Source organism: Streptomyces xiaopingdaonensis (genome assembly GCF_000262345.1).
Taxonomy (GTDB): Bacteria; Actinomycetota; Actinomycetes; order Streptomycetales; family Streptomycetaceae; genus Streptomyces; species Streptomyces xiaopingdaonensis.
On sequence record NZ_AJTQ01000168.1, the window covers coordinates 1 to 23,708 of the forward strand.

A 23,708-nucleotide genomic window follows, 5' to 3' on the forward strand; every position below is an offset into this window, starting at 1 on the left:
CACGCTCCGGTGTGACGGAGCGTGCGTCACCCCTCCTGGCGCGGGAAGGAGACCTCGACGCGGCGGTTCTTCTTGCGGCCTTCCTCGGTCTTGTTGTCGGCGACCGGGTAATCCTCGCTGTAGCCGCGGACGTTGAAGGAGACGTCGGAGCCGAGCTCTTCGGCGAGGCGCTGCTGGACGGTGGCGGCGCGGGCGCGGGAGAGCTTCTTGCCGTGCTCGTAGGAGCCCAGGTCGTCGGTGAAACCGTAGACGTTCACCTCCGAGCCCTTCTGCTTCTCGACCTCCGCCGCGATCTCCTTGATCTTGGCGTTCGCCTTTCCGTTCAGCTTGTTGCTGTCCTTGGGGAAGAGCACCTCGGCCTGGAGCGTGAACTTCGTCTTCTCCGTGCTGTCCTCGCGCCGCTCGTCGCCGCCCATGTTCTCCGTGACGAACTTGATGTCCAGCACCTTCGGCGGCGCCAGCTTCGCCCCGGAGGCGAGCTTGAGACCGCCCGACTGGGCGTCGACCTTGTTGGGCTCGGAGCCGGAACCGACGTTCTCGAAGTTGTCGGGGGGTTCGCTGTACCCCTCGTCGCCGGGGCCGGTCTCGCCCGGGAGGGAGGGGGCGGCGCCGGTGGGGATGGTGGTGGGGTTGTCGGTGCCGAAGTCGGGTGGATCGGTCGGCAGGTCACCGATGCTTGGTGAGGGTGTCGCCTCGTCTGCATGGGCCACGCCGCCGAGGCCGAAGACCAGCAGCCCCAGTACGGACGTGCCTGTGACAGCGCGCGCGAGGACAGTACGGGCCATTGTCACTCCCCCGAGATGGTGATGCTCGCCGTCGGAAGGTCTCCCACCTGAAAATCGAGGGCGTCGTTCCCCTTAGGCGGCGCGGGGAACTGTGCATACCAATTCTTGGTTTGGCCGCCCTGCAGTCCACCCTTGAAGGCAGTACAGAGACAACGCCCGTCAGTGTCCCTGAGGACGAGGTACTTCTTCTTCCCCTTCTTGTCGACCAGGCTTGCCCCGGCCATCGACGACGGATTTGCCTCGGCCAACTCCTTTTCGTCGGCCTTCCATTCGACGCCGCTCCAGAACTTCCCACCGCTGTTCGAGACTTCTCCGTTGAGCGTGAGGAACCCGCCTTCCTCGCGCTCTGCGGAGTTGATGGTCAGACTGATATCCGATCCCCCCTTGAGTTCAGCAAGTACTTCTCCCTCGCCGTCGCCGTCCTGGGACGAGGAATCTCCGCCCTTGCCCTTGTCGTCCTGTTGACTCGGGGAGGATTTGTCTGCGTCCTCGTCGTCCCCGCCTCCGCTGCAACCTGCCAGCGCAAAGAGCAGACCAGTTGCGATCGCAAGGGCCGCCCACTGGCCGCCTTTTCGCCGCGTTCTCATGGGTTGCGCTTCCTCCGGTTGTCGTCTTTCATCAGTCGACCAGCACCACGTCGAACAGGTCAGCTGGGTTGGCATCAAAATCGTCATCGTCCGGCTCGATAGCGATCTCCTCGCCGTCACAGGTCAGAATGATCTGGTCAGAGTCGCCATCGGCCTCGCACCTCGGCACGATCACAGCGGTCGCCGATGCCTTCGCAGTCTTGTTCCCGGCGCCGGGGATGATCGATGATCCGCTGTCGAACCTTGTTCGTACGTCGACGGCATACCCAAGGTCGCCTTGCCTCTGGACCGGTCGGCAACCTTCTATGTTGGAGTCGTTCTGGCCCGCGAAGTGCCCTGCCTCCCCGCAGCCTTCGGCGACTATGTCACCACGCCCGGCTATCCACTCGCGCCATTCGTCATCGTCGCCCAGCGCATCGACGAAGCCATCAAAGAATGCCGCCCTGTCTGCTCTCGCTGCACCGATCGCCGCCGCGTCGGCAGCGGTCTGCCCACCGTTCCGGACCGACGCGGCCTGGGCGACCGTGAAGAGGGCGAAAGCCAGAAACAACAGGCCCGTCATGGCGATTGCACAGAGCAGGAGCGCAGAACCACTCTCCGAGCCGGGGCGGTTCACCCACCGCCGACGACCTTCGCCACCGCATTCCCTATGGCTGTGGAGATCACTGCGTCGAGTCCCAGCGCGCGAATCCCCAGAATGATCGCCCCCACAATGATCACGATCCCCACATACTCGATAGCCGACGCCCCCCGCTCCCCGTCGCGTCCGTGCTGCAGGCGCGTGAGTGCCCTGTACATCATTTCGGTCGGCTTGGACATCGGGCTCTCCTCCAGTGTCGGCGGCTTGATGGGCCGCCCTTCGGTGGGCTTCCGGGGCGTGGGGCGCGGCTGTTCGGTGTGGACCCGGTCCGGCTTCGGGTGGGTGCACGCCGGTGGGGGGAGGGAGGTCGCGCAGGGTCAGGTCCCGGTGGGCGTGGGGGTGCCGGGCGTCAGGCATGGGGGGCACCTCCGGGTGGGAGGGGAGGTGCGGGGGTGGGGGTCATGGTGTGCTGCGTCTCCCTCCGGCACCTGGTCTCGCGGGTGGGGCGCGGCCACTCGGGGTCGGGGGGTTCCGACAGGCCGGTGGGGTGTGCGCCGACTCTTGTTGCCCACTGTTGTTGCCCGAATGCAGACTGTGCCACATTTGCCTGCCCCCGCGAAGAGTTGGCGTGAAATGCGGGCGCCCTGGTCCCGTTTCGGGCGGTGGTGTGCGGGCGGTTTTCGGTCATCGCGGCGTCAACCCCCGAGGATCGAGCCGAAGTCGGTGTCGGCGCCGAGGATGAACGTGGCCGCGATCAGGATGAGGGTGCCGGGGAGCAGGAAGCCGATCGTGGCGAGCGTCGCCTTGGGTATGGTCTTCGCGGCCTGGCGGCGCGCGTTCTGGGCGTCCGTCCGGCGCATGTCGGTGGCGATCTGCACGAGGGTGTCGGCGATGGGGGCGCCGAGTTCCTCGCCCTGCTGGAGCGCGGTGACGAACTGGTCGACCTGCTCGCTGGAGTTGCGCCTGCGCAGCTCGTCGAAGGCGTCGCGGCGGCTCACGCCCATGTCCATCTGCCGCAGGGTGATGCGGAGTTCGTCGGCCCACGGCCCTTCGTACCGCTCCGCCACCCGTTCCAGCGCCTGCCGGAAGCCGAGCCCGGCGGAGACGACGACGGCGAGGACGTCGAGGAAGTCGGGGAGGGTGCGCTCGATCGTCCGCTTGCGGTCGCGCACGGCCTGCCAGAGGGAGAGGTCGGCGGCCGTCCAGCCGAAGGCGAGGACGAGGAGGGTGAAGAGGAGGCTGTCGGCCGCGATGCCGACGAGTCCCATGAGGAGCCCGAAGACGCCGTAGACGGCGCGCCTCGCGGCGTACCGCTGGAGCGTGAGGCCGCCGGGGTTGCCCGCCTGGTCGATCCGGCGCCGCTTGCGGTCGACGAGTCGGGGCCCCATGAGCCGCAGCACCAGCGGCGCGAGACGCATGCCGAGCCGGTCGACGGCGCGGTCGGGCGCCGAGGCGCGGGTGGCGCCGATCTCGTGGGCGAGGACGAGGTCGGCGGGGAGTTCCGCCTCGGAGCGGTAGAGGCGCAGCCCGGCGAGCGCCGCGTAGACGGCGGCGCCGGCGACGAGCGCGAGGACCAGCGCGATCACGCGGGGCACCGCCTCTCGGCTGCGTCCAACGCCGCGGCGGAGGCGGCGAGTTGCTTCGCGGTACCCACCGTCACACCTCGATCCTGCCGAGACGCCTGATCACGAGGAACCCGCCCGCGAAGAGCCCGACGGCGACGAGCATCGCCAACTGCCCCACGGGCGACCCGGTGACGCGGGCGAGGGCGCCCGGCATCATCGAGTTCATCATCAGCATGGCGCCGAGGCCGAGGAGCGGCAGCGTGAACGCGGTGGCGTTGACCTCGGAGAGCATCGTGCGCACCTCGCGTCGCGTCTCCTTGCGCTCCTCCAGCGTGTGCGTGAGATTCCGCAGCGACCCGACGATGGTGCCGCCCGCCCGGTTGGAGAGCACCAACGTGGTGACGAGGACGACGAGTTCGCGCGACGGCAGCCGCTCGGCGAGTTCGCCGAGGGCGTCGTCGATCGAGCGTCCGACGGCGAGCTGGTTGACGACGACGGCGAGTTCGTCGCCGGCGGGCGCCTCCAGCTCCTCGGCGGCGATACCGAGAGCCGTACGCAGCGCCAGGCCCGCCGAGGTGGCGTTGGCGAGGATGCGGGAGAGCTCGGGGAGCTGCGCGATGAACTGCTCGGTGCGGCGCCTGCGTTGCTGGTTGAGGAAGGCGTTGGCGCTGACGGCGCCGAGGAGGCCGGCGAGCGGGCCGAAGAAGGCGGCGAGCATCGCGGAGGCGAGGAACCAGAGGACCGCGACGAGCGCGGCGGTGTAGACGGCGAACTCGCCCGCTGTGAGGTCGAGTCCGGTGGCGTCGAGCCTGCGCTGGAGGCGCCTGCCCGGGCCGGTGCGGCGCAGCCGGCGGTCGACGCCGGAGAAGGGCCGCGCCCGGCCGTCGGGGAGCCGGGCGCCCGCGGCCTCGGCGGCGAGGCGGTCGAGGAGCGCCCTGCGCCGGCTGCGCCCCGAGGCGTACACCAGCACGCCGGCGGTGCCCACGGCACCGGCGCACGCGGTCGCCGTGAGGGCGAGGAGTGCGGTGTTGTCCATACGGCGTCCTCGGTGGCCTTTCTCGTCCTGCGTCTGCGGTCTGCACGGTGCGGTCGGCGCGGCGCGGCGCGGCGCGCCCTCAGCCGGGCCGCCCGGCCGGCGGTCCGGCACCCGGCAAGTCTCCCCAACGCGGCCGGTGCGTAGGCGGGTTGGGCCCGGTCATCCCCTGCCTCCCGCGTGGCGCCCGCCGGCGCCCCGCTCGGTCGGCGCCTCCGCGACACGGGAGGAGAGCTGCGAGGCGTCGGTCGCGACCCCGTACGCGCCCGGGACGCTCTCGCCCGCGAGCGCGAGCCGGTCGGCGGTCCTGCGGGGCAGCGGGAGGTGCGCGAAGCTGCCGTCGACGCGCCCCGTGCCGGTGGCGGGGGCGGCGTCGAAGCGGGTGAGCGGGACGATCCGGAAGGGCTCCCTGCCGTGCGACGAGAGGAGCGCGATCTCGACCACCTTGCGGGAGCCGTCGGAGAGGCGGGCGAGTTGGACGAGGACGTCGACGGCCGAGTTGATCTGGTCCTGGAGCGCGGCGAAGGGCACGTCGACCTCGGACATGGAGGCGAGCGTCTGGAGCCGCATCAGCGCGTCCTCCGCGCTGTTGGCGTGGACGGTGGCGAGCGAGCCGTCGTGCCCCGTCGACATCGCCTGGAGCATGTCGAGGGTCTCGCCGCCGCGCACCTCGCCGACGAGGATGCGGTCGGGGCGCATCCGCAGCGAGTTGCGGACGAGGTCGCGGACGGTGACCTGGCCCTTCCCCTCGACGTTGGCCGGGCGCGTCTCCAGCCGGATGACGTGCTCCTGCTGGAGCTGGAGTTCGGCCGCGTCCTCGACGGTGATGATGCGCTCCCGCTCGGGGATGAGCGCGGAGAGTGCGTTGAGCAGCGTCGTCTTGCCGGAGCCCGTGCCGCCGGAGACGATCACGTTGAAGCGGCCCCTGATGAAGGCGGAGAGCAGCGCGAGCATGTGCGTGTCGAGGGTGCCGATGCCGATGAGCTCCTCGAGCGTGTAGGCGCGGGGGAAGCGCCTGATGGTGAGGGTGGCACCGGAGAGGGAGAGCGGCGGGATGATGACGTTGACGCGCTCGCCCGTGGGGAGGCGCGCGTCGACCATCGGATTCGACTCGTCCACCCGCCTGTTGACGGTGGAGACGATCCGCTCGATCGTCTGCATCAGCTGCTCGTCCGAGGCGAACCGCACCGGCACCTGTTCGACGCGGCCCGCGCGCTCGACGAAGACCTGATCGGGCCCGTTGACCATGATCTCGGTGATCGACGCGTCCTCCAGCAGCGGTTCGAGGACGCCGAGGCCGAGCGCCTCGTCGACGACGCGGCGGATGAGCAGCGCCCGGTCGGGGGTGGCGAGGACGGGGCCCTCGCGGCTGATGATGTGGCCGAGTACGCGCTCCAGGCGGCTGCGGCGCTCGTCGGGCGCGAGCGCCGACATCTCGGCGAGGTCGATCTCCTCCAGCAGCTTGGTGCGGAAGGCGGGGACGAGGTGGCCCGTCGTGTCGGCGGCGGGACGGCCCGCGGCGGGCGCCGCGCCGTCCTGGTTGATGCGGGAGCGCAGGCTCAACTCGGCCTCCTCGGCGCGGTGTCGGGCCCCTGCGGGGCGTACGGCGGCACGTCAGTCGTCCTCGTCGGCCGGCATCGTCGCCGAGCGGCTCGCGGTGCCGAGGCTGCCGAAGCCGGGGATGACGGACGGGATGGTGACGGTGGTCTTCACCGTCACCTCGTCGCCGCCCCCGGAGAGCGCGAAGGTGCTGCGCTTCGCCGTCCAGCCGGACATCGCCGCGCGTCCCCCGGCCGCGTACCCGTCCGCGGTGTCCTGCTGCCCGGCGAGGCGGGCTGCGGCGCGCGCTCCGCTGCCGGCCTGCTGCACGGCGTAGCCGGCGAGACCGAGCTGGATGCCGGCCATGGCGACGAGGAGCAGCAGCGGGAGCATGCCGGCGAACTCCAGGGAGCTCGCGCCGCGTTCGGGGTGCAGGCGCCCAGTGCGGCGCCGGTGCGGGAAGGGGACGCGCGCCACGGGTCAGCCCTCCTTCGCCGCCCCGGCCTCGCCCGCGACCGTGAACGGGAGGAGGGCGGAGCCGGGGAAGAGGATGGGGGTCTTCATGTCGACGTCGGCCTTCCAGACGTCGCCGGAGAGGGAGCACGCCACCTTCGAGCCGCCGCGCCACTTGGCGGGGAGGTGCTCGGTGGCCGCCGCCTGGCACGCGCCCTGCGGGTCGCCGTACGCCTCTGCCGAGGCCGCGGCGCGTGCGCCCTCGTCCGCCGCGTTGCCGGCGAGCGAGAAGGTGTAGCCGATCAGCACGGCCTGCCAGACGAGGGCGAGGACGACGAGGACGATCGGCGCCATCCCCGCGAACTCCACGCTCGCCGCGCCTCGTTCGCCGCCGAGCCGGCCCGGCCGGCCGCCGTCGGGCGCCTGTCGGGGCGGGGCGGTGCCGGGCGGGAGCGCCTGCCGTGCCGAGCCCGCCCCGGGGAGCGCCTGGGCCTGCTCCGGGGGTTGCGGCTTGTCGCCGCGGTGCTTCTCGCGGCGCTTCGCCTTTCCGCGGGCCTTGCGCGGCTGCTCCGGTGCGGCCGCGACGCCGAGTTCGCCGGCGAGCGCCCACAGGGCCTGCTTGACGACGCTGCGGTCGTCGAGGTCCTGGAGGCGCCCGGCGTCGACGGCGGTCTGGAGGTCCTTGAAGTGCGAGGGTACGGCCGTGCGCGCGACGGGTGTCCCCGTGATGCGCGCGACCAGCGGCGGCTGGATCTCCGTCTGCCGGGAGGCCCGGTTGACGACGGTGACGATCTCCTCGGCCTTGCGCACCTGGAGCCGGTCCCAGAGCCGCACCGCGCGCTTCGCCGCGCGTACCGAGACGACGTCGGGGGTGGTGAAGAGGACGGCCCGGTCGGCGAGTTCCACCGCCGCCGCGCTGCCCGCGGTGAGCTGCGCACCGCAGTCGACGACGACCACCTCGTAACGGGAGCGGAGGGCGCCGACGATCTGCCGTACCGCGCGGTCGTCGACCTCCTCGCCGCGCTCCCCCTCGCCCGGCGCGAGGAGCAGTGCGACGCCCGACTCGTGGGCGTAGACGGCGTCCTGGAGGACCCGCGGGGAGACGTCCTGGATGCCGGCGAGGTCCGCAACGGACCTGCGGTATTGGACGTCGAGGTAGGAGGCGACGTCGCCGGACTGGAGGTCGAGGTCGACGAGGGCGGTGCTGCGCCCCGACGCGTGGGCGGCGAGGGCGAGTTGGACGGCGGCGAGCGTCGCGCCCACGCCGCCCTTCGCCCCCGTCACGGCGACGACGGTGCCCCCCGCGCCGGCCGGCCCCGCCCCGCCCGCGCCGAGATGGCGCCGCACACCGGCCGCCCAGCCGCCCGCGGCACCGATGCGGGCGTTCAACTCCTCGACGCGCAGCGGCAGCGAGACGACGCCGCGCGCCCCCGCGTCCATGGCGGAGGAGTACAGGGCGGGGCTGGTGTCGCGCGCGGCGAGGATGGTGCCGACGGCGGGGAAGCGGACGGCGACCTCGCGGATCAGCTCCAGCGCGGGGAGCGGGCCGACGAGTTCGTGGACGAGGACGATCTCGGGCAGGTCGGCGGCGGACTCGGCGCCGGCCTGCCCGAGCACGTCGAGGAGCTGGGTGGAGTCGATGGCGGGCGGCAGCGGCTCCCCGTCGGGCGTGCTCGCGAGCGCCTCCACCAGGACGCGGGCCGCTTCCGGGTCGCTGACCGCGGGCTGGATGCGCCAGGTCATCGGCACCTCACTCGTCCCCGCCGAGGGTGTAGGTACGGTCGCCCTCGGGGACGCCCTCGTCGTCGCCGGGGGCGACGAGCGCGAGCCGCACGTGCTCGGCGAACGACTCGGCGTAGGCGACGCGTTGGGCGTCCTCGGTGCCGAGCGCGAACGTGATCGGCACGCCCTCGCGCTCGCGCTGGCGGGTCTGCTCGTCGCGCTCGCCGTCGTCGGAGAGCGGGCTCAGCTCGCCCACGTCGATCACCTTGGCGTCGGCGACGATCACGCGCGACTGCGACGGGGTGTTGCCGCCGCCTTTGCCGCCGCCGCGCTCGCCCTCGAACGTGGCGTAGATGTTGACCTTGTTCCCCGGGTTGATCTTCCCGGCGACACCGGTCTCCGCGTCGATCATGATGGCGATCTCCTGTTCCCCCGCCGCGAGTTCGGGGCGCTCGGCGAGCATGTCCGACTGGAGGAGCGAGCCCTTGCGGAGCGGGTTGACGGCGATCTTGCCGCGGATGTCCCCGAGGTCGGTGACGGCCGTGCGCGGTATCCACCGCTTCGGCATCGTGACCCGCTCGAACTGCGAGGCGTCGAGCCGCTTGTACGCCGGTACGTCCGACTTCAGCTCGTACGCCGTCGTCTCCTCGCCGACCTTCGACTCGACGTTGCGCACGTACGCCAGCACCCCCGCGAAGGCGGCGAGCGCGCAGAGCGCGGAGACGAGCAGCAGGAGGACGCCGCGGCGCTGACGGGAGTTCATATCGGGCGTTTTCCTCGGATTTCTCGGGGATCGGCGACGGCGGTGTCGGCGAGCGACGGCTGCTCGCCCTGCGGCGGGGCGTGCTCGTGTTCCGGGTCGGCCGGGTCGCTCGGGACGGCGTCACGGGGTGTGGGATCGGGCGTCGGGTCGTCGAACGGGGCTTCCGCGTACGGCGGTCGGGGAGCCTGCCGTTCGCCAGGGGACGGCACGGGCCGGCCTGCGGCCCACGGCGGGGGCGACTGGGGTTCCGTCCCGGACGGGGCCGCCTCGCGAGGCGCGGGGCCAGGCGCCGGGGCGTCGAACGGAGCTTCCGTATACGGCCGTTGCGCGGCCTGCTGCCCACCGGGCCGCGGCGCCGGCGGACGGCCTTCCTGCCCGGACGAGTCCCCGAGCGTGGACGCCCGGGTGTCCGACGCAGCCCCCGTGTACGGCACTCGGGGAGCCGGCTCTGCTCCGCCCCGCGGCTCGGGCGGGACCGCGGTCCACGGCGCAGCGGGCTGGTTGCCTTCCTCCTCGGCCGGAACGGCGTCGCTCGGCCCCGACTCGCGCTGCTCCGGCTCGGGCGCCGCCGACGAGGGGACCGCGGCATCGGCGGGCGCGGGACCGTTCGCGGAAGCCGGCGCGTACGCAGCGGAGTCGACGGGCGCCGATCCGCCCTGGACGCGCGGCGTCCGCGCACCCGGCGCCGGTGCGGAAGGCACCCCCTGCGCACCCGGCGGCGGCACCGAGTGGGGCGCGTACCCGGCCGGCGACGGCGGTGCAGGGGGCGGCCCCCAACCGGTGCCGGACACGGTGGTGTCGCCCGCCTCGATCGACGCGGGCGCCGGTGCCGAAGGGCGCGGCACCTGGGGCCGGCGAGGCACCTCGCGCTCGGCGGCGCGGGCCGAGAGCGGGCCCCGGGGCTCGGCGGGCGCACCGCCTCGCGCCCGTGGGCCGCGCACCGTATACGCGCCGCGGAGGGGGTGGCCCGCACCGGAGGGGCGGGCCGGGGAGGCGCAGAACGCGCAGCAGTCGCCGATGAGTTCGAGGCCGCACCAGTGGCAGGTGTCCCTGCGGACCGAGGCGACGAGCTGGTAGAGCATCGAGACGTCGGCTATCGCCGCCGCGAACTCCGTCAGCTTCCCCGTCCCCCACCAGGAGGCCGAGTCGGCGGGCAGGTGTTCCTCGCGCACCTCGCCCACGCGCCAACTCCGGGCGAGCGGTCCCGCGACCCATTCGGCGCCTGCCTGCCCCCGCGCCAGGGTGAGTTGTGTGGCGAACCGGGGCCCGCTCAGCGCGGCGCCCTCCGACTCGCCGACCCGCACCAGCTCCGGTGCGGGCGCCGCGAGCACCGCGAACTGGGCACGCGAGACGAGGGACTTGGCGTGCGCGCCGAGCGAGACCGGGACGCGGTCGAGCTTCGCCACGGAGTGCAGGAGCGCACCGGCGTACACGTAATGCGCGAGGAGGCGCGAGGCGGCCCCCAGTACGCCGGGGCTGAAGTCGCAGAGCGAGAGCTGCCGCAGCTGCCGGACGAGCACGCCGACGGCGAGCGGCGGCAGCGGCGTCGGCAGCAGCGCGATGCGGTCGCTCTCCAGCACGGACCTGATCGCGTGGAGGCGGTGGACGTGGGCGCGCGGAAGCGCGTCGGGGTAGACGGCGATGAGGTATCCGTGCTGCTCCAGGAGGGCGTGCGCCTCTTCGAGCGCGGCTTCGAACGGCTGCTCCTCCGGGGCGTGCAAGACGTGCGCGCGCGGCGTGTGCCGGTCGGGCGGGGGCAGCACGTGGTCGCGGCTGGCGACCGCTAAGGCTGTAGTCACGTCCCGGCTCCCCTGGTCCGGACCCGGGTGGTGGCGGACCGGCCCCTGCACGCCCGTCCGGCCGCCCTGGGCCTCGCTTCCTCCTGCACCGCGGCTCCGCCGGCCTCCGCACCGGCTGCGCGCCGCGGCGCCGACCCCCTCGTCGGCTCGTACGCTCCCGTTCGTCCGCCGGCGCACTGCGCGACGGACGGCCAACCTCCAGTCTGCACCCAGCCGTTGATCCCGGCTGACGACATAACACCTTATCTGCGGCGCAGCCGCCAGAGAACCTTTCCCGGAACTCCACGGCATCCCCTACCCAGGCGCAGCGCGGAGGCAACCGCGCGAGGGCCCGGCACGCGGCGTGCCGGGCCCGGTCACCGCGCGGACGTCACCACGGCAGGTCGCGCAACTCCTGCACGCACAGCACGAGGAAAAGCAGCCCGGAGAGGACGAGCAGGATGTTGCTGAGCGGCCGGTTGCGCCATTCCCGCGGCGTGCGCGAGGAGTTGAGGAGCCATACGAGCGTCAGCGCGAGGAAGGGCATGAAGAAGGCGCCGAGGACGCCGTAAGCGATCACGAGGCCGAACGGTTCGTCGAGCCAGAGGAGGACCATCGGCGGGAACGTCAGCCACAGCAGGTAGGCGCGGAACGGCAGCGAGCGCTCCCGCTCGCCCCGCGCGACGAGCCCGACGGCGTCGCCCTCCTTCCCCGCGGCCTCGCGGCGTCCGGCACGGGCGAGCCTCATCTGCTCGACGAAGTCGGCGAACATGAGGCTCACGCCGTGCCAGACCCCGATCACGGACGAGAAGGCGGCGGCGAAGAAACCGACGAGGAAGAGCGTCGACGTGACGCCGCCGAACCGGTCCTCCAGGACCTCGCCGAGGTCGAGGAGCCCCCGGTCCCCGTCGGTGAGGGCGAGTTGGGTGGAGTGGAGCAGCTCGGCACCGATGATGAGCATCGCGACGACGAAGACGCCGGTGGTCAGGTACGCGACGCGGTTGTCGAGCCGCATCATGCGCATCCACCGGCTGTCGGTCCAGCCCTTGGCGTTCACCCAGTACCCGTACGCGGCCATCGTGATGGTGCCGCCGACGCCGCCGATGAGGCCGAGCGTGTAGAGCAGGGAGCCGTCGGGGAGGACGGGCGCGAGCCCGGCGAACGCGTCGGGGACGCTCGGCGCGACCCGGACGGCCACGTACACGACGACGAGGAACATCGCGCCGACGAAGACCATCATCGCCTTCTCGACGACCGCGTACCGGTTGGCCCACACGAACGCCAGCCCGCAGAGCCCGACGAGGATCGCCCAGTACTTCAGCGGCAGCGTGTCGGGGAAGAGCGCCTGGAGGGGGAGCGCACTCGACGACATCGCGGTGGCGCCGTAGACGAACCCCCAGACGACCACGTAGACGGCGAAGTAGACGGTCGTCCACGCGCCGAGCTCGCGCCAGCCCTCGAACAGGGTGCGCCCGGTGGCGAGGTGCCAGCGGCCGACTGCCTCGGCGAGGGCGATCTTGACGATGCAGCCGATGACCGCGGCCCAGAGCAGCGTGTACCCGAACTTGCTCCCGGCGACGAGCGTCGCGACGAGGTCCCCCGCGCCGACACCGGTGGCGGCGACGACGACGCCCGGACCGATCCGCTTCCACATGGCGCGGCGCGAGGTCGGGGGCGTCTCCGAAGTCGCCTGCGGTGCACGCGGTTCCGCCTCGGCGTCGCCCGGCCGGGTGGGTGCGCCGTCGAACGGTGCGGCGTCGTCGGTGGCCATCGGTACCGCCCTTCCTGCCGTGCTGGTTCCGTCGGGTCGGCGATCGCGACGCCGGGCGCCCACTGATCGTCCGCGCATGAAACCGCCGGTTCGGTCGGCGCACAAGAGGCCGCGCACGAGTTGCCCTGCTGCCGCGAGAGGGAGCGGGGAGCGTCCTAGGTATTGACATCCCCATTGGTCTGGACCACGTTGTACACGAGCGCAGGGCCCGCGCCTTCCCCAAGTCCCCCCACACCGGAGGAAGTTGTGGCTCGAACACGTACCAGAGCGGCCCGTATCCGCAACCGCGCCGTCGTCAGCCTCGCCGCGGGCGCCCTCGCGGCGGGCGGCCTCTTCGCCGTCGGCGCCGCCAACGCCAGCGCAGGCGAGACGGCCCGACCGGGCCCGAACGTGGGCGCGTCGGCCGTCCCGGCGCACGCGGTCACCGGCTACTGGCAGAACTTCGACAACGGCGCCACCGTCCAGACGATCGCCGACGTCCAGGACGACTACGACATCATCGCCGTCGCCTTCGCCGACGCCACTGGCTCTCCCGGCGAGGTCGACTTCAACCTCGACTCCGCACTCGGCTACTCCGAGGACGACTTCAAGGCCGACGTCGCCGCGAAGCAGGCCGACGGGAAGTCCGTCATCATCTCCGTCGGCGGCGAGAAGGGCGCCGTGCAGGTCGGCGACAGCGCGTCGGCCCAGGCGTTCGCCGACAGCATCGTCGGCCTCATGGACGAGTACGGGTTCGACGGCGTCGACATCGACCTGGAGAACGGCCTCAACGCCACCTACATGACCGAGGCGCTGGAGTCGATCCACTCCGCGAAGAGCGACGTCGTGGTGACGATGGCGCCGCAGACCGTGGACATGCAGTCGCCGGAGAACGACTACTTCAAGACGGCGCTGAACATCAAGGACTTCCTCACCGTCGTCAACATGCAGTACTACAACAGCGGTTCGATGAACGGCTGCGACGGGCAGGTCTACTCCTCCGGAAGCGTCGACTTCCTCACCTCCCTCGCCTGCCTCCAGATCGAGGGCGGCCTCGACCCCTCGCAGGTCGGCCTCGGCCTCCCCGCCTCTCCGGACGCCGCCGGCTCCGGCTACATCGAGCCGTCCGTCGTCAACGACGCGCTCGACTGCCTCGCCAAGGGCGAGAACTGCGGCAGCTTCACTCCCGAGGAGACCTGGCCCGACATCCGCGGCGCCATGGCCTGGTCGACCAACTGGGACGCCACAGCCGGCGACTCCTGGTCGGGCACGGTCGGTCCGCACGTCCACGGCCTCTGAGCCGACACCGCCCGCGCGCCCGCGGAACCGCGGGCGCGCCACCCCGGCCCGGACTGGGAACGGGCCGGCACGGTACGGGGTGTTCCGCCCCACCGCCCCGTACCGCACAGGACGCCCCCGAGGCCCTCACGGCCCCGGGGGCGTCCCCGCGTGCGGCGCTCAACCGCCGGTCACGGCTTCGGCAGGGTGCAGCCCTCCAGATCGAGGTCGACCTCGTTGCCCTTGCCCACGCAGGCCGCGAGCAGGTACGTCTGCTGCCCGTAGGCGATGCCCTCGTGGACGGTGACGTTGCCGTTCTCGTCGACCTCGCACGGGTTGTCGAGGGTGCACTCCTCGCCGTTCTCGTTGCGCGTGTTGTTGACGCCCACGACCTTGCCCGAGGCGTCGTCGACGACGGGCGAGCCCGACGTGCCGCCCTTGGTCTCGCACTCGGCGGTGTACCGGAGCGAGTCCTTCATCGTCCAGTCGGCCTCCCGGAGTTCGGGGACGAACGCGTCGATCGCGCAGCCGAAGGTCTCCTTCCAGTACCCGGAGACGACGGTGATGTCGTTGCCCGCCACCGGGTGCTCGGCGTCGAGGTCGAGCGCGGTGACGCCGTACTCCGACTCGATCTCCTCGTAGCTCTCGCCGACCTGGTACAGGGAGACGTCGGTGTCGGTCATCGTCGCGTAGGCGACCTTGACGGCGCTGACCGTACCGGCGTCCTGCCCCGAGGCGTCGAGGAGCGTGAAGCCGCGGCTCGAGGGCTCGTCGACGACGACCGTCCCGGGGCCCGGCATGCCCGCCTCCAGGCAGTGGCCGTTGGAGAGGACGAGCGCCGGTTCTGACGGCTGGGAGTCGGGCAGGCTGACGAGCGAGCCCGAGCAGTTGCTCAGTGCTACGGAGCCCTCGAAGTCGGGGGCGGCCGCGGCGCGTTGGGGGGAGGCCGAGGTGGGGCGGTCCTGCTGCGCGTCCGCGCTCGTTGCTGCGGCCGGTGTCGCGGCGAGACCGGTCAGCGCGGCGGCTCCGAGGAGGCCGGCTGCCAGGGTGCCCGCGAGAGGTCGTTTCATGTGTGGGGTCCTCTCTTAAGGAACCTGCGTTACCGAAGGTCCGTTCGGTCTACCGCGGCATCCTTCAGCAGCCCCCCGCACGGCACAAGGGCGCGCGTCGGCCACCAACTGAGCGCGCCCCGGGCGCAGTTGGGCGCACGAACATCACGCGGTCCCTACATCGGGGCCTCTTCCCCCGTGCGCCCGACGGCTGGACAGTGGAGCGTCCGCGGCACTTCGCGCACCTCGGACGACGACGTCCCGAAGAGAAGGTGAACCGGTGAAGTTCAGCTACGCGATGCTCCCCGACTACCCGCTCACGGAGTCCCTCGCCTCGATCGGCCTCGCCGACCGGCTCGGCTTCCATGCCTGCTACGCGGCGGACGAGACCTGGCACAAGGACCTGTGGCAGCTCTTCGCCGCCGCTGCCGCCCGCACCGAGCGCATCCGGCTCGGCCCCAGCGTCTCGCCCGTCGCACTCCGCGAACCGAGCCTGCTCGCCCAGGCGTTGGCGACTCTCGACGAGCTCTCCGACGGCCGCGCCGAAGGCGTCCTCTCCAGCGGCAACTTCGGCCTCCTCGCCCAGTACGGGATCGACTGGCGGGAGACGCGCCCGCTGAGCCGCACCAAGGAGGCGCTCCCCGTCGTCCGCACCCTCCTCGACGACGGCGCGCTCACCCACGAGGGCGAGTTCTACCGCTACCAAGGACTCTTCACCTTCGCGCGCCCCGTGCAGGAGCGGCTGCCGCTGAAGCTCGGCGCGATGCGCGGCCCCCGCTCCTTCCGGGCGGCAGGCGCGCTCGCGGACGGCTGCCACCACGCCCTCAGCTACACGCGCGAGGCGTACGACTACGCCGTGGCGCACCTCAGGGAGGGCGCCGAGAGCGCGGGCAAGGACTGGCGGTCGCTCGACATCGGCGCCTGGATCGTCTTCGCCGTGGGCGAGGACTCCGCGAAGGCGAAGGAGGCGGCGCGCAGCATGGTCGGCATCTACGCCTCCTCGATGCCCGAGGAGCAACTGCGGCGCAACGGCGTCGACCCGGACGAGCTGGCGCCGGCGATCGAGGCGATCGGAGCCGGCGACCTCGCCCGCGGCATCGAGCTCACCAGCCCGGAGGTCGCGGAGCGGCTCTCCGTCTCGGGAACGCCGGAGGAGTGCCGCCGCAAGATCGCCCGCGAGATCGCCCCGACCGGGGTCAACCACGTGATCTGCGCCGTCACCGACCGCACCCTGGTCCGCACCTTCACCGGACGTGACCTGCCGGGCGTCGCGGACGTCGACACGCAACTGCGCTTGATCCACGACGAGTTGATGCCGGCGTTCGCCTGAGGCGACGGGCGCGGAACGTCCGGGCGGAAAGCGCTCGGCCCGGACACCGCGCCGGGCGGGGCCGCCGCGGGGGCGGCCCCGCGTCCTACACCACGAGGCTCACCAGCGCGGCCACCGCGAACCCCGCGACGGAGAGCACGGTCTCCAGCACGGTCCACGACTTCAGCGTGTCCCGCTCGGAGATGCCGAAGTACTTGGCGACCATCCAGAACCCGCCGTCGTTGACGTGCGAGGCGAAGATGGACCCGGCGGAGATCGCCATGACGACGAGCGCCACGTGCGCCTGCGAGAAGTCCCCCGCGTCCAGCAGCGGCGCGACGATGCCCGCCGTGGCGACGATCGCGACCGTCGCCGAGCCCTGTGCGACCCGCAGCACGACGGAGATCAGCCAGGCGAGGAGGATCACGGGGAGCCCCGCGTCGCTGAAGACGTCGGCGAGCGCCTGCGCGACCCCCGACCCCTGGAGCACGGCACCGAAGATGCCGCCCGCGCCCACGACGAGGAGGATGTTGCCCACCGGCTTCAACGAGGCCGTGGAGACGGTCTCCAGGGACTTGCGGCTCCACCCGCGGCGGATGCCGAGGAGGTAGTAGGCGAGGAAGAGCGCCACGGTCAGCGCGACGAACGGGTGCCCGACGAACTCGACGACCGACCGCGGCGTCGAGGGATCGAGCGCGATCGAGGAGAACGTCGCGGCGAGGATGAGGATCAGCGGGGTGCCGATGATCGCGAGCACCGTGGAGACGGCCACCGGGTGCTCCGCCGCGTCGCCGGCCGAACCCCCCTTCCGCGCGGGCCCGTTGGCCGCCTTGTCGGCGGCGACGGCCCGCTTCGACTCCTCGGCCGCCTCCACCATCTCCTGCGGCACCTCGACGAAGACGCGCTTCCCGATCCACGCCGAGTACACCCACGCGGCGAGCACGGCGGGGATGCCGCAGACGACGCCCATGAGGATGATCCATCCCAGATCGACGTCGAGCAGCCCGGCCGCGGCGACGGGGCCCGGGTGCGGCGGCAGGAAGGCGTGGGTCATGGAGAGGCCGGCGAGCATCGGCAGCGCGTACACGAGCACGGACTTGCCGCTCCGCTTCGCCGCGGCGTAGACGATCGGCGCGAGGACGAAGATGCCGACGTCGAAGAAGACGGGGATGCCGAAGATGAGGCCCGTCAGCCCCATCGCGAGCGGCGCCCTGCGCTCCCCGAAGAGCCCGAGGAGCCGCGAGGAGAGCGCCTCCGCGCCGCCGCTCACCTCCAGGATGGCGCCGAGCATCGTGCCGAGCCCGATGATGATGGCGACGTGGCCGAGGATGCCGCCCATCCCGTCCTCGATGAGCGAGGACACGTCGGACTGCTGGACGGTGCCGAAGAGTTCGGTGACCGAGAGCCCGGCTGCGAGGCCGACGGCTATGGAGACGGCGAGCAGCGCGACGAACGGCTGCAACCGCACCTTGATGATGAGGACGAGGAGGAGGGCGATACCGAGAGCCGCCACGGTGAGCAGCCCTGCGGTGCCGGGTATCAGTGCGAGCAGCCCGCCGGTGTGCGGCGGGGCCTTCTCTGCGAGCAGCATGCGGTGACCTCGTGACTTGCGTGCAGCGCCGGGCGGTTGGAGAGCGGCGCGGGAGGAATGGGGGCAGCCAGGGGTGGTGCGGGGAGCGCGGGCGCGTCCGTCGGCCGGGATGGCGGCGGGGTACGCGCGGCGCGTGCGGGGAGGTGCGCAGGGACGGCACTCGCGGAGGGTGTGCGCGCTCGGGGCGCCGTCCGCCCCGGGGATGCGGGGAGTCGGGAGCCGCGCCGCCCCGCCGGTCGGGGCGGCGCGGCGCGACGGGCGTGGTCAGCCGAGGACGGCGAGGACGTCGACCTCGACGAGGAGCCCTGCGGGCAGGCCGACGTACACGGTGGTGCGGGCCGCCGGGGCCTGCTCGAGGTCTGCGAAGTACTCGTTGTAGACCTCGTTGAGCTCGGGGAAGTGCGCGGTGTCCGTGAGGTAGACGCGGATCATCACCGCGTCCTCCCAACTGGCGCCGCCCTCGCGGAGGATGGCCTCCGCGTTGGCGAACGCCTGGAGGGTCTGCTCGCGCAGCCCGGGCCCGACCGGCTCGGGCCCCTTCCCCTCGACGGCGGGGCCGAAGCCGACCTGCCCCGCGACCTGGAGGATGTTCCCCTTCTTCACGCCGTGCGAGAACTTCGCGGGCGGCGTCGTGTGCGTCGGCGGGGTGAGCGCGGTCTTGGCGAGGTTGTTCTCAGTCATGGTGGGGCTCTCCTGAACGTCTCCGGGGCGGAGCGGTACGGGTCGGTCTCCCGGCGTACTCGGCGCTGATCGCCTCGGCGGTGCGCCGTACGCGCGGAAGGAGGGTGAGGAGTTCGTCGCCGGAGACGACGACGTTCGGTGCCGAGACCGACATCGCCGCGACGGTGCGTCCGTCGGCGCCGCGGATGGGTGCCGCGACGCAGTTGATCGACTCCTCGTGGCCGCCGAGGTCGGTGGCCCAGCCCTGTTCGCGGACGCGGTCGAGCTCCGCGAGGAACTCGGCGGCGCTCCGGATCGAACGGGCCGTGTAGCGGGGGTAGTCGAGCCGGTCGGCGAGGGCGCGCCGCTCCGGCTCCGGCAGGTCGGCGAGGCAGAGCTTGGCGACCGCCGCGACGGTGAGCGCGACGGGCTTGCCGATCCTGGAGTACATCCGGACCGGGTAGCGGCTCTCCACCTTGTCGATGTAGACCACCTCGTCCTCCTCCTGCACGGCGAGGTGGACGGTGTGCCCGCAGGCGGCGTTGAGCTCCGCGAGGTGCGGGTGCGCGATCTCGCGCACGTCGAGGTTCTCGACGGCCTGTTGGGCGAGGGAGAAGAGCCGGGCACCGAGGCGGTAGCGCTGGTCCCGCTGGCGGTAGACCATGCCGTGCTCGTCGAGGGTGCGCAGCAGCCGCAGCGCGGTGGACTTGTGCACGTCCAGCCGGGAGGCGACCTGCTCCAGGTTGGCAGGCCCCTCGGCGAGGAGCGGCAGGATGCGCAGCGCGCGGTCGACGGTCTGGCTCACCGGGCACCGCCCGGTTCGGCCCCGCTCGGGCTGCGGGTCGCGGACGGCGGTGTCATACGGCGTGGTCCTCCGATGCGGGTGCGGCGGCCCCGAGTCGGCCGTTCTCGGTCCATCCGGGGGCGAGCCGCAGCCTGCCCCACGCCTCCTCGTCGAGTGCCGCCAGCCGGTCGGCCGCGGCCGGCGCGGGCGGCTCCGCGAGGTCGCCCGGCGCCGTGAGCGCCGCGGCGGCGAGGAGGTGGCCGTGGCGCAGCCGCTGCGTGAGCGGCAGTCCGCGCAGGGTGCCCGAGAGGAAGCCGGCGGCGAAGGCGTCGCCCGCGCCGACGGGCGCGACGACATCGACGTCGAGTCCCGGCGCGCGCACGCGCAGCCCGTCGCCGGTGAACGCCGTCGCCGAGCGGTCCCCGCTCTTGACGACGAGCAGCGACGGCTCCGGCAGTGCCGCGCGCACCGCCTCGGGACCTCCGGTGACGCCCCAGGCGGCGGCCGCCTCGTCCTCGCCGACGAGGACGAGGTCGCAGCCGCGGGCGAGGTCGAGCAGCAGCTCGGGGGTGCCGGGCGCCGAACGCCAGAGCGAGGCGCGGTAGTTGACGTCGAAGGAGACGAGCGGCCGGGTCCTGCGCGGCGCGGTGAGCGCACGGACCAGCGCCAGGCAGTCGGCGGAGAGCGCCGGGGTGATGCCGGTGAGGTGGAGGACGCGTCCCGCGTCGGCGGCGGCGAGGTCGGTGGTCGCGGGGGACATCGCGGAGGCCGCCGAGCCGGCGCGGTAGTACGCCACTTCGCCGTCGCCCGGCGCCTGTTCGGCTCCGGTCGCCCGCTCCCCGTCGGTGCGGAAGTAGACGCCGGTGGGGCGCACGGGGTCGCGGCGGACGGCCGAGGTGTCGACGCCGTGCGAGGCGACGGTGCGCACCAGGTGGTCACCGAAGCCGTCGGCGCCGACGCGGCTGATCCACCGGGTGCTGTGTCCCGAACCGGCGAGCGCGCAGGCGACGTTGGACTCGGCGCCGCCTATCGCCCGCGTGAACGACGGCACGTCGGCGAGGGGGCCCGGGCGGGACGGCAGGAACGTCACCATCGACTCGCCGAGGCAGACGACGTCGCAGGCGACGTCCGGCAGCGCTTCGTCGGTGTGCGGGGGGCGGTTCGCGTCCGTCACTGCCTGCGGCTCCTCGGGTACGGCGTCGGGCGCGGAGGGCGGTCGCCTTCCGCTCGTACGGTCTGCGGTCTCCATTGACCTGCTGTTCGCCGGGATGCTAGACAGCAACAAGCGATATACGCAATGCATGTTGCACACATCGCAACAGCGCCCTGGGGTGCTCGGCCGCCCGGCCACCGGCCCGCCGTCCGTCAACGCCCCGGCCGTCGGGCGCCGTTGCACACCGCGGTACGGCACCCGCCGCGTCGCCCGCACCGTCCGTCCGTGCCCCCAGGCACCACCGCCACCGGAGTCCGCATGGCCGCCGCCCCCGTCCCCGCCCAGACCCGCCTCGCCGAGGAGCGCGTCGACCACCGCTTCAAGGGGCTGCCACCGGACGCCGAGGGGCTCACCGTCGGCGAACTCACCGCGCAGCACCGCAACCTCTTCACCGGCGGCTTCACCACGCCCGTCCTCGCCCTCGACGAGGAGCGGCTCGACCACAACCTCGCCCAGCTGGGGACGTACACGGCCCGCCACGGCCTCGCCTTCGCGCCGCACGGCAAGACGTCGATGGCGCCCGCGCTCTTCCGCCGCCAACTCGCCCTCGGCGCCTGGGGCATCACCCTCGCCGTGCCCCACCAGGTGCGCGTGGCCCGCGCGTTCGGCATGGAGCGGATCTTCCTCGCCAACGAGCTCGTCGACGCCGCCGCGCTCCGCGCCCTCTCCGCCGACCTCGACGCCGACCCGTCGTTCCGGTTCGTCTGCTACGTCGACTCCCCGGCAGGCGTCGCGCTCATGGACGAGGCGCTGCGGGAGGCGGAGGCTCGGCGTCCGCTCGACGTCGTCGTCGAACTCGCCGCGGGCGAAGGCGCGCGGACCGGCGCGCGGACCGAGGAGGAGTGCGCCCGGATCGCGGAAGCGGTCGCGCGCACCTCGACGCTACGGCTCGTCGGCGTCGCCGGATACGAGGGCGAGGTCCCGGGCGCCACCGCCGGCACCCCGGCCGAGGGCCACGAGAAGGTGACCGCGTGGCTGCGCCGACTCACCGCGCTCCTCGCCGAGTTCGACGCCTCCGGCCGGTTCGACGGGCTCGACTCCGGGACCGAGGTGGTGCTCAGCGCGGGCGGCAGCGCCTGGTTCGACGCCGTCGCCGAGGTCTTCGAGGAGCTGCCCCCGCTGTCGCACCCCGTCCTCAAGCTCCTCCGCTCGGGCGCCTACGTCTCGCACGACGAGGGCCACTACCGCGAACTCACCCCGTTCAATCGCGTCCCCGACGAGGGCGCCCTCCGGCCCGCCCTGCGCCTGTGGGCCCAGGTCGTCTCCCGGCCCTCCCCCGACCAGGCGTTCCTCAACGCCGGCAAGCGCGACGCCGCCTACGACATCCACCTCCCCCAGCCCCGCGAGATCCGCCCGGCCGACGGCGGCCCCGTACGCGCCGCCACCGGGGTCTCCGTCACCGCACTCTCCGACCAGCACGCCTGGGTGCGCACCGAACCGGACGCCCCGCTCGCCGTCGGCGACTGGGTCGCGCTCGGCATGTCCCACCCCTGCACCATGTTCGACAAGTGGCAGCTCATCCCGATGACGGCACCCGACGGAACGGTCGTCGAGTACGTCCGCACCTTCTTCTGACCGGCCCCCAGCAACCCCAGCCACCGTCACAGGAAGGCACCGCATGGACCTGGTGATCACCGACGTCGACGTCGCCGACGGCAGCGGAGGCCCCGCCTACCGCGCCGACGTCGCGCTCCGCGACGGACGCATAGCCGAGATCGCCCGCGAGGGCGAACGCCGCCCCACCGCACCGCAGTCGCTCGACGGCGCGGGCCTCACCCTCGCCCCCGGCTTCATCGACATGCACGCCCACTCCGACCTCGCCGTCCTCCGCGACCCCGACCACTCGGCGAAGGTCGCGCAGGGCGTCACCCTGGAGGTGCTCGGCCAGGACGGCCTCTCCTACGCGCCCTCCGACGACCGCACCCTCGCCGAGGTCCGCCGCGCCATCGCCGGCTGGAACGGCAGCCCGCCCGGGGACGACTCCCTCGACTTCGACTGGCGCTCCGTCGGCGGCTACCTCGACCGCATCGACCGCCAGGGCGCCCCCGTCAACGCCGCGTACCTGGTGCCGCAGGGCACCGTCCGGATGCTCGCCGTCGGCTGGGAGGACAGGCCCGCGACCGACGCCGAGCTGGCCCGGATGCGCCGGCTCGTCGCGGAGGGGATGCGGGAGGGCGCCGTCGGCATGTCCTCGGGGCTCACCTACACGCCCGGCATGTACGCCTCCGGCTCCGAACTCGCCGAGCTGTGCGCCACGGTCGCCGAGCACGGCGGCTACTACTGCCCCCACCACCGCTCCTACGGCGCCGGCGCGCTGGAGGCGTACGCGGAGATGGTCGACGTCAGCCGCCGCTCCGGCTGCCCGCTCCACCTCGCGCACGCCACCATGAACTTCGGCGTCAACCGGGGCCGCGCGGGCGAGCTCCTCACGCTCCTCGACGAGGCGATCGAGGCGGGCACCGACATCACCCTCGACACGTACCCGTACACCCCCGGCTGCACCACTCTCGTGGCGATGCTGCCGAGTTGGGCGCACGAGGGCGGCCCGGACGCCGTCCTCGCCCGCCTCGCCGATCCGGAGCAGCGTGCACGCATCCGGCAGGTCATGGAGGTCGAGGGGTCCGACGGCTGCCACGGCGTCCCCATCGAGTGGGACGCGATCGAGATCTCGGGCACCTCGGAACCGGCGCTCTCGGCGTACGTCGGGAAGACGGTGGCGGCCTCCGCGGCCGAGCGCGGCGAGGAGCCCTTCACCACGGCCCAACGGCTGCTCGTCGAGGACGGGTTGGGGACGACGATCCTCCAGCACGTCGGCCACGAGGGGAACGTCCGCGCCATCATGCGCCACCCGGTCCACACCGGCGGCAGCGACGGCATCCTCCAGGGCGCCAAGCCGCACCCGCGCGCCTACGGCACCTTCCCCCACTACCTCGGCCACTACGTGCGCGAGGAGGGCGTGCTGGGGTTGGAGGAGTGCGTGGCGCACCTGACGTCGCGCCCCGCCGCGCGCCTGCGCCTCCCCGACCGCGGCCTCGTCCGTGAGGGCTACCGCGCCGACCTCGTCCTCTTCGACGCCGCCACGGTCGCCGCCGGCTCCACCTTCGAGGAGCCGCGGGCACTGCCGAGCGGCCTGCCGCACGTCCTCGTCGACGGCCGCTTCACCGTCCGCGACGGTCGGCGCACCGACGCGCTGCCGGGCCGCTCGGTCCGCCGCGCCGCCTGACGGCACCGCCCGACGGGCAGGGGGCGTACGGGAGTTCCGTACGCCC

At 72.8% G+C, this 23,708-nt stretch carries 21 protein-coding genes; 4 read left to right on the forward strand and 17 right to left on the reverse strand.

Translation table 11 applies throughout. The features are described from left to right. Positions 1 to 26 precede the first annotated feature (26 nt). The 12 genes from UWG_RS0113390 to UWG_RS0113445 all read right to left on the reverse strand — a co-directional run bounded on the left by UWG_RS0113390 (position 27) and on the right by UWG_RS0113445 (position 12,459). Positions 27 to 785, reverse strand: coding sequence for an OmpA family protein (locus UWG_RS0113390; RefSeq protein WP_016907724.1), 759 nt, complete (start codon positions 783 to 785; stop codon positions 27 to 29). Positions 786 to 787: 2 nt separating this feature from the next. Beyond that, positions 788 to 1,372: a hypothetical protein gene (locus UWG_RS0113395; protein WP_016907725.1), complete on the reverse strand. Its 585-nt coding sequence runs from the start codon at positions 1,370 to 1,372 to the stop codon at positions 788 to 790. Between the two features lie 31 nt (positions 1,373 to 1,403). Continuing rightward, complete coding sequence (locus tag UWG_RS0113400; RefSeq protein ID WP_016907726.1) at positions 1,404 to 1,934, reverse strand: hypothetical protein; 531 nt, start codon at positions 1,932 to 1,934, stop codon at positions 1,404 to 1,406. A 50-nt stretch (positions 1,935 to 1,984) separates the two neighbouring features. Then, a complete protein-coding gene (locus tag UWG_RS0113405) occupies positions 1,985 to 2,191 on the reverse strand; it encodes a hypothetical protein (RefSeq protein ID WP_016907727.1) in 207 nt (68 codons plus the stop codon). Between the two features lie 456 nt (positions 2,192 to 2,647). Further along, on the reverse strand, positions 2,648 to 3,538 hold the full coding sequence (locus tag UWG_RS0113410; protein ID WP_050988569.1) for a DUF5936 domain-containing protein: 891 nt from the start codon (positions 3,536 to 3,538) through the stop codon (positions 2,648 to 2,650). A gap of 70 nt (positions 3,539 to 3,608) precedes the next feature. Next, positions 3,609 to 4,553 carry a type II secretion system F family protein gene (locus UWG_RS0113415; RefSeq protein WP_016907729.1) on the reverse strand — a complete coding sequence of 315 codons (945 nt, stop codon included), beginning with the start codon at positions 4,551 to 4,553 and terminating at the stop codon, positions 3,609 to 3,611. Between the two features lie 159 nt (positions 4,554 to 4,712). Next, positions 4,713 to 6,113: a TadA family conjugal transfer-associated ATPase gene (locus UWG_RS0113420; protein ID WP_016907730.1), complete on the reverse strand. Its 1,401-nt coding sequence runs from the start codon at positions 6,111 to 6,113 to the stop codon at positions 4,713 to 4,715. Positions 6,114 to 6,164: 51 nt separating this feature from the next. Further along, the gene (locus UWG_RS0113425) at positions 6,165 to 6,566 is read right to left on the reverse strand and encodes a TadE/TadG family type IV pilus assembly protein (RefSeq protein WP_016907731.1); all 402 of its coding nucleotides are present in this window, start codon (positions 6,564 to 6,566) and stop codon (positions 6,165 to 6,167) included. 3 nt (positions 6,567 to 6,569) lie between these two features. Beyond that, positions 6,570 to 8,285 (reverse strand): CpaE/TadZ family protein, encoded by a 1,716-nt coding sequence (locus UWG_RS0113430; protein WP_016907732.1) that lies wholly within the window; start codon positions 8,283 to 8,285, stop codon positions 6,570 to 6,572. 7 nt (positions 8,286 to 8,292) lie between these two features. Continuing rightward, entirely contained in the window at positions 8,293 to 9,027 is a 735-nt protein-coding gene (cpaB, locus tag UWG_RS0113435; protein WP_016907733.1) for a Flp pilus assembly protein CpaB, read from the reverse strand. Further along, complete coding sequence (locus tag UWG_RS0113440) at positions 9,024 to 10,826, reverse strand: hypothetical protein (RefSeq protein ID WP_237720079.1); 1,803 nt, start codon at positions 10,824 to 10,826, stop codon at positions 9,024 to 9,026. Before UWG_RS0113440 ends, cpaB begins: the two co-directional genes overlap by 4 nt. Positions 10,827 to 11,196: 370 nt before the next feature. Further along, a complete protein-coding gene (locus UWG_RS0113445; protein WP_050988570.1) occupies positions 11,197 to 12,459 on the reverse strand; it encodes an Nramp family divalent metal transporter in 1,263 nt (420 codons plus the stop codon). Positions 12,460 to 12,822: 363 nt separating this feature from the next. Here UWG_RS0113445 and UWG_RS0113450 point away from each other — a divergent pair, with 363 nt between their 5' ends. Then, positions 12,823 to 13,854 carry a chitinase gene (locus UWG_RS0113450; RefSeq protein WP_016907736.1) on the forward strand — a complete coding sequence of 344 codons (1,032 nt, stop codon included), beginning with the start codon at positions 12,823 to 12,825 and terminating at the stop codon, positions 13,852 to 13,854. A 170-nt stretch (positions 13,855 to 14,024) separates the two neighbouring features. On the opposite strand, the gene UWG_RS0113455 is transcribed toward UWG_RS0113450, so the two are convergent. Beyond that, positions 14,025 to 14,903 (reverse strand): S1 family peptidase, encoded by an 879-nt coding sequence (locus tag UWG_RS0113455; protein WP_016907737.1) that lies wholly within the window; start codon positions 14,901 to 14,903, stop codon positions 14,025 to 14,027. Between the two features lie 259 nt (positions 14,904 to 15,162). On the opposite strand from UWG_RS0113455, the gene UWG_RS0113460 reads away from it, so the two are divergent. Then, complete coding sequence (locus UWG_RS0113460) at positions 15,163 to 16,212, forward strand: LLM class flavin-dependent oxidoreductase (protein WP_016907738.1); 1,050 nt, start codon at positions 15,163 to 15,165, stop codon at positions 16,210 to 16,212. 85 nt (positions 16,213 to 16,297) lie between these two features. Here UWG_RS0113460 and UWG_RS0113465 read toward each other — a convergent pair whose 3' ends face one another. From UWG_RS0113465 to UWG_RS0113480, 4 genes are all read right to left on the reverse strand, one after another. After that, the gene (locus UWG_RS0113465; protein WP_016907739.1) at positions 16,298 to 17,782 is read right to left on the reverse strand and encodes a GntP family permease; all 1,485 of its coding nucleotides are present in this window, start codon (positions 17,780 to 17,782) and stop codon (positions 16,298 to 16,300) included. 264 nt (positions 17,783 to 18,046) lie between these two features. Then, positions 18,047 to 18,463, reverse strand: a complete 417-nt coding sequence (locus UWG_RS0113470; protein ID WP_016907740.1) for a RidA family protein — start codon at positions 18,461 to 18,463, stop codon at positions 18,047 to 18,049. Then, positions 18,456 to 19,247 carry an IclR family transcriptional regulator gene (locus UWG_RS0113475; RefSeq protein ID WP_016907741.1) on the reverse strand — a complete coding sequence of 264 codons (792 nt, stop codon included), beginning with the start codon at positions 19,245 to 19,247 and terminating at the stop codon, positions 18,456 to 18,458. The genes UWG_RS0113470 and UWG_RS0113475 overlap by 8 nt, the downstream gene beginning before the upstream one ends. A gap of 52 nt (positions 19,248 to 19,299) precedes the next feature. Further along, positions 19,300 to 20,319 (reverse strand): sugar kinase, encoded by a 1,020-nt coding sequence (locus UWG_RS0113480; RefSeq protein WP_237720082.1) that lies wholly within the window; start codon positions 20,317 to 20,319, stop codon positions 19,300 to 19,302. A gap of 378 nt (positions 20,320 to 20,697) precedes the next feature. Between UWG_RS0113480 and UWG_RS0113485 the strand changes: the two genes are divergently transcribed. Both UWG_RS0113485 and UWG_RS0113490 read left to right on the forward strand, forming a co-directional pair. Continuing rightward, on the forward strand, positions 20,698 to 22,014 hold the full coding sequence (locus UWG_RS0113485) for an amino acid deaminase (RefSeq protein ID WP_016907743.1): 1,317 nt from the start codon (positions 20,698 to 20,700) through the stop codon (positions 22,012 to 22,014). Between the two features lie 43 nt (positions 22,015 to 22,057). Beyond that, positions 22,058 to 23,662: an N-acyl-D-amino-acid deacylase family protein gene (locus UWG_RS0113490; RefSeq protein ID WP_016907744.1), complete on the forward strand. Its 1,605-nt coding sequence runs from the start codon at positions 22,058 to 22,060 to the stop codon at positions 23,660 to 23,662. Positions 23,663 to 23,708 lie beyond the last annotated feature (46 nt).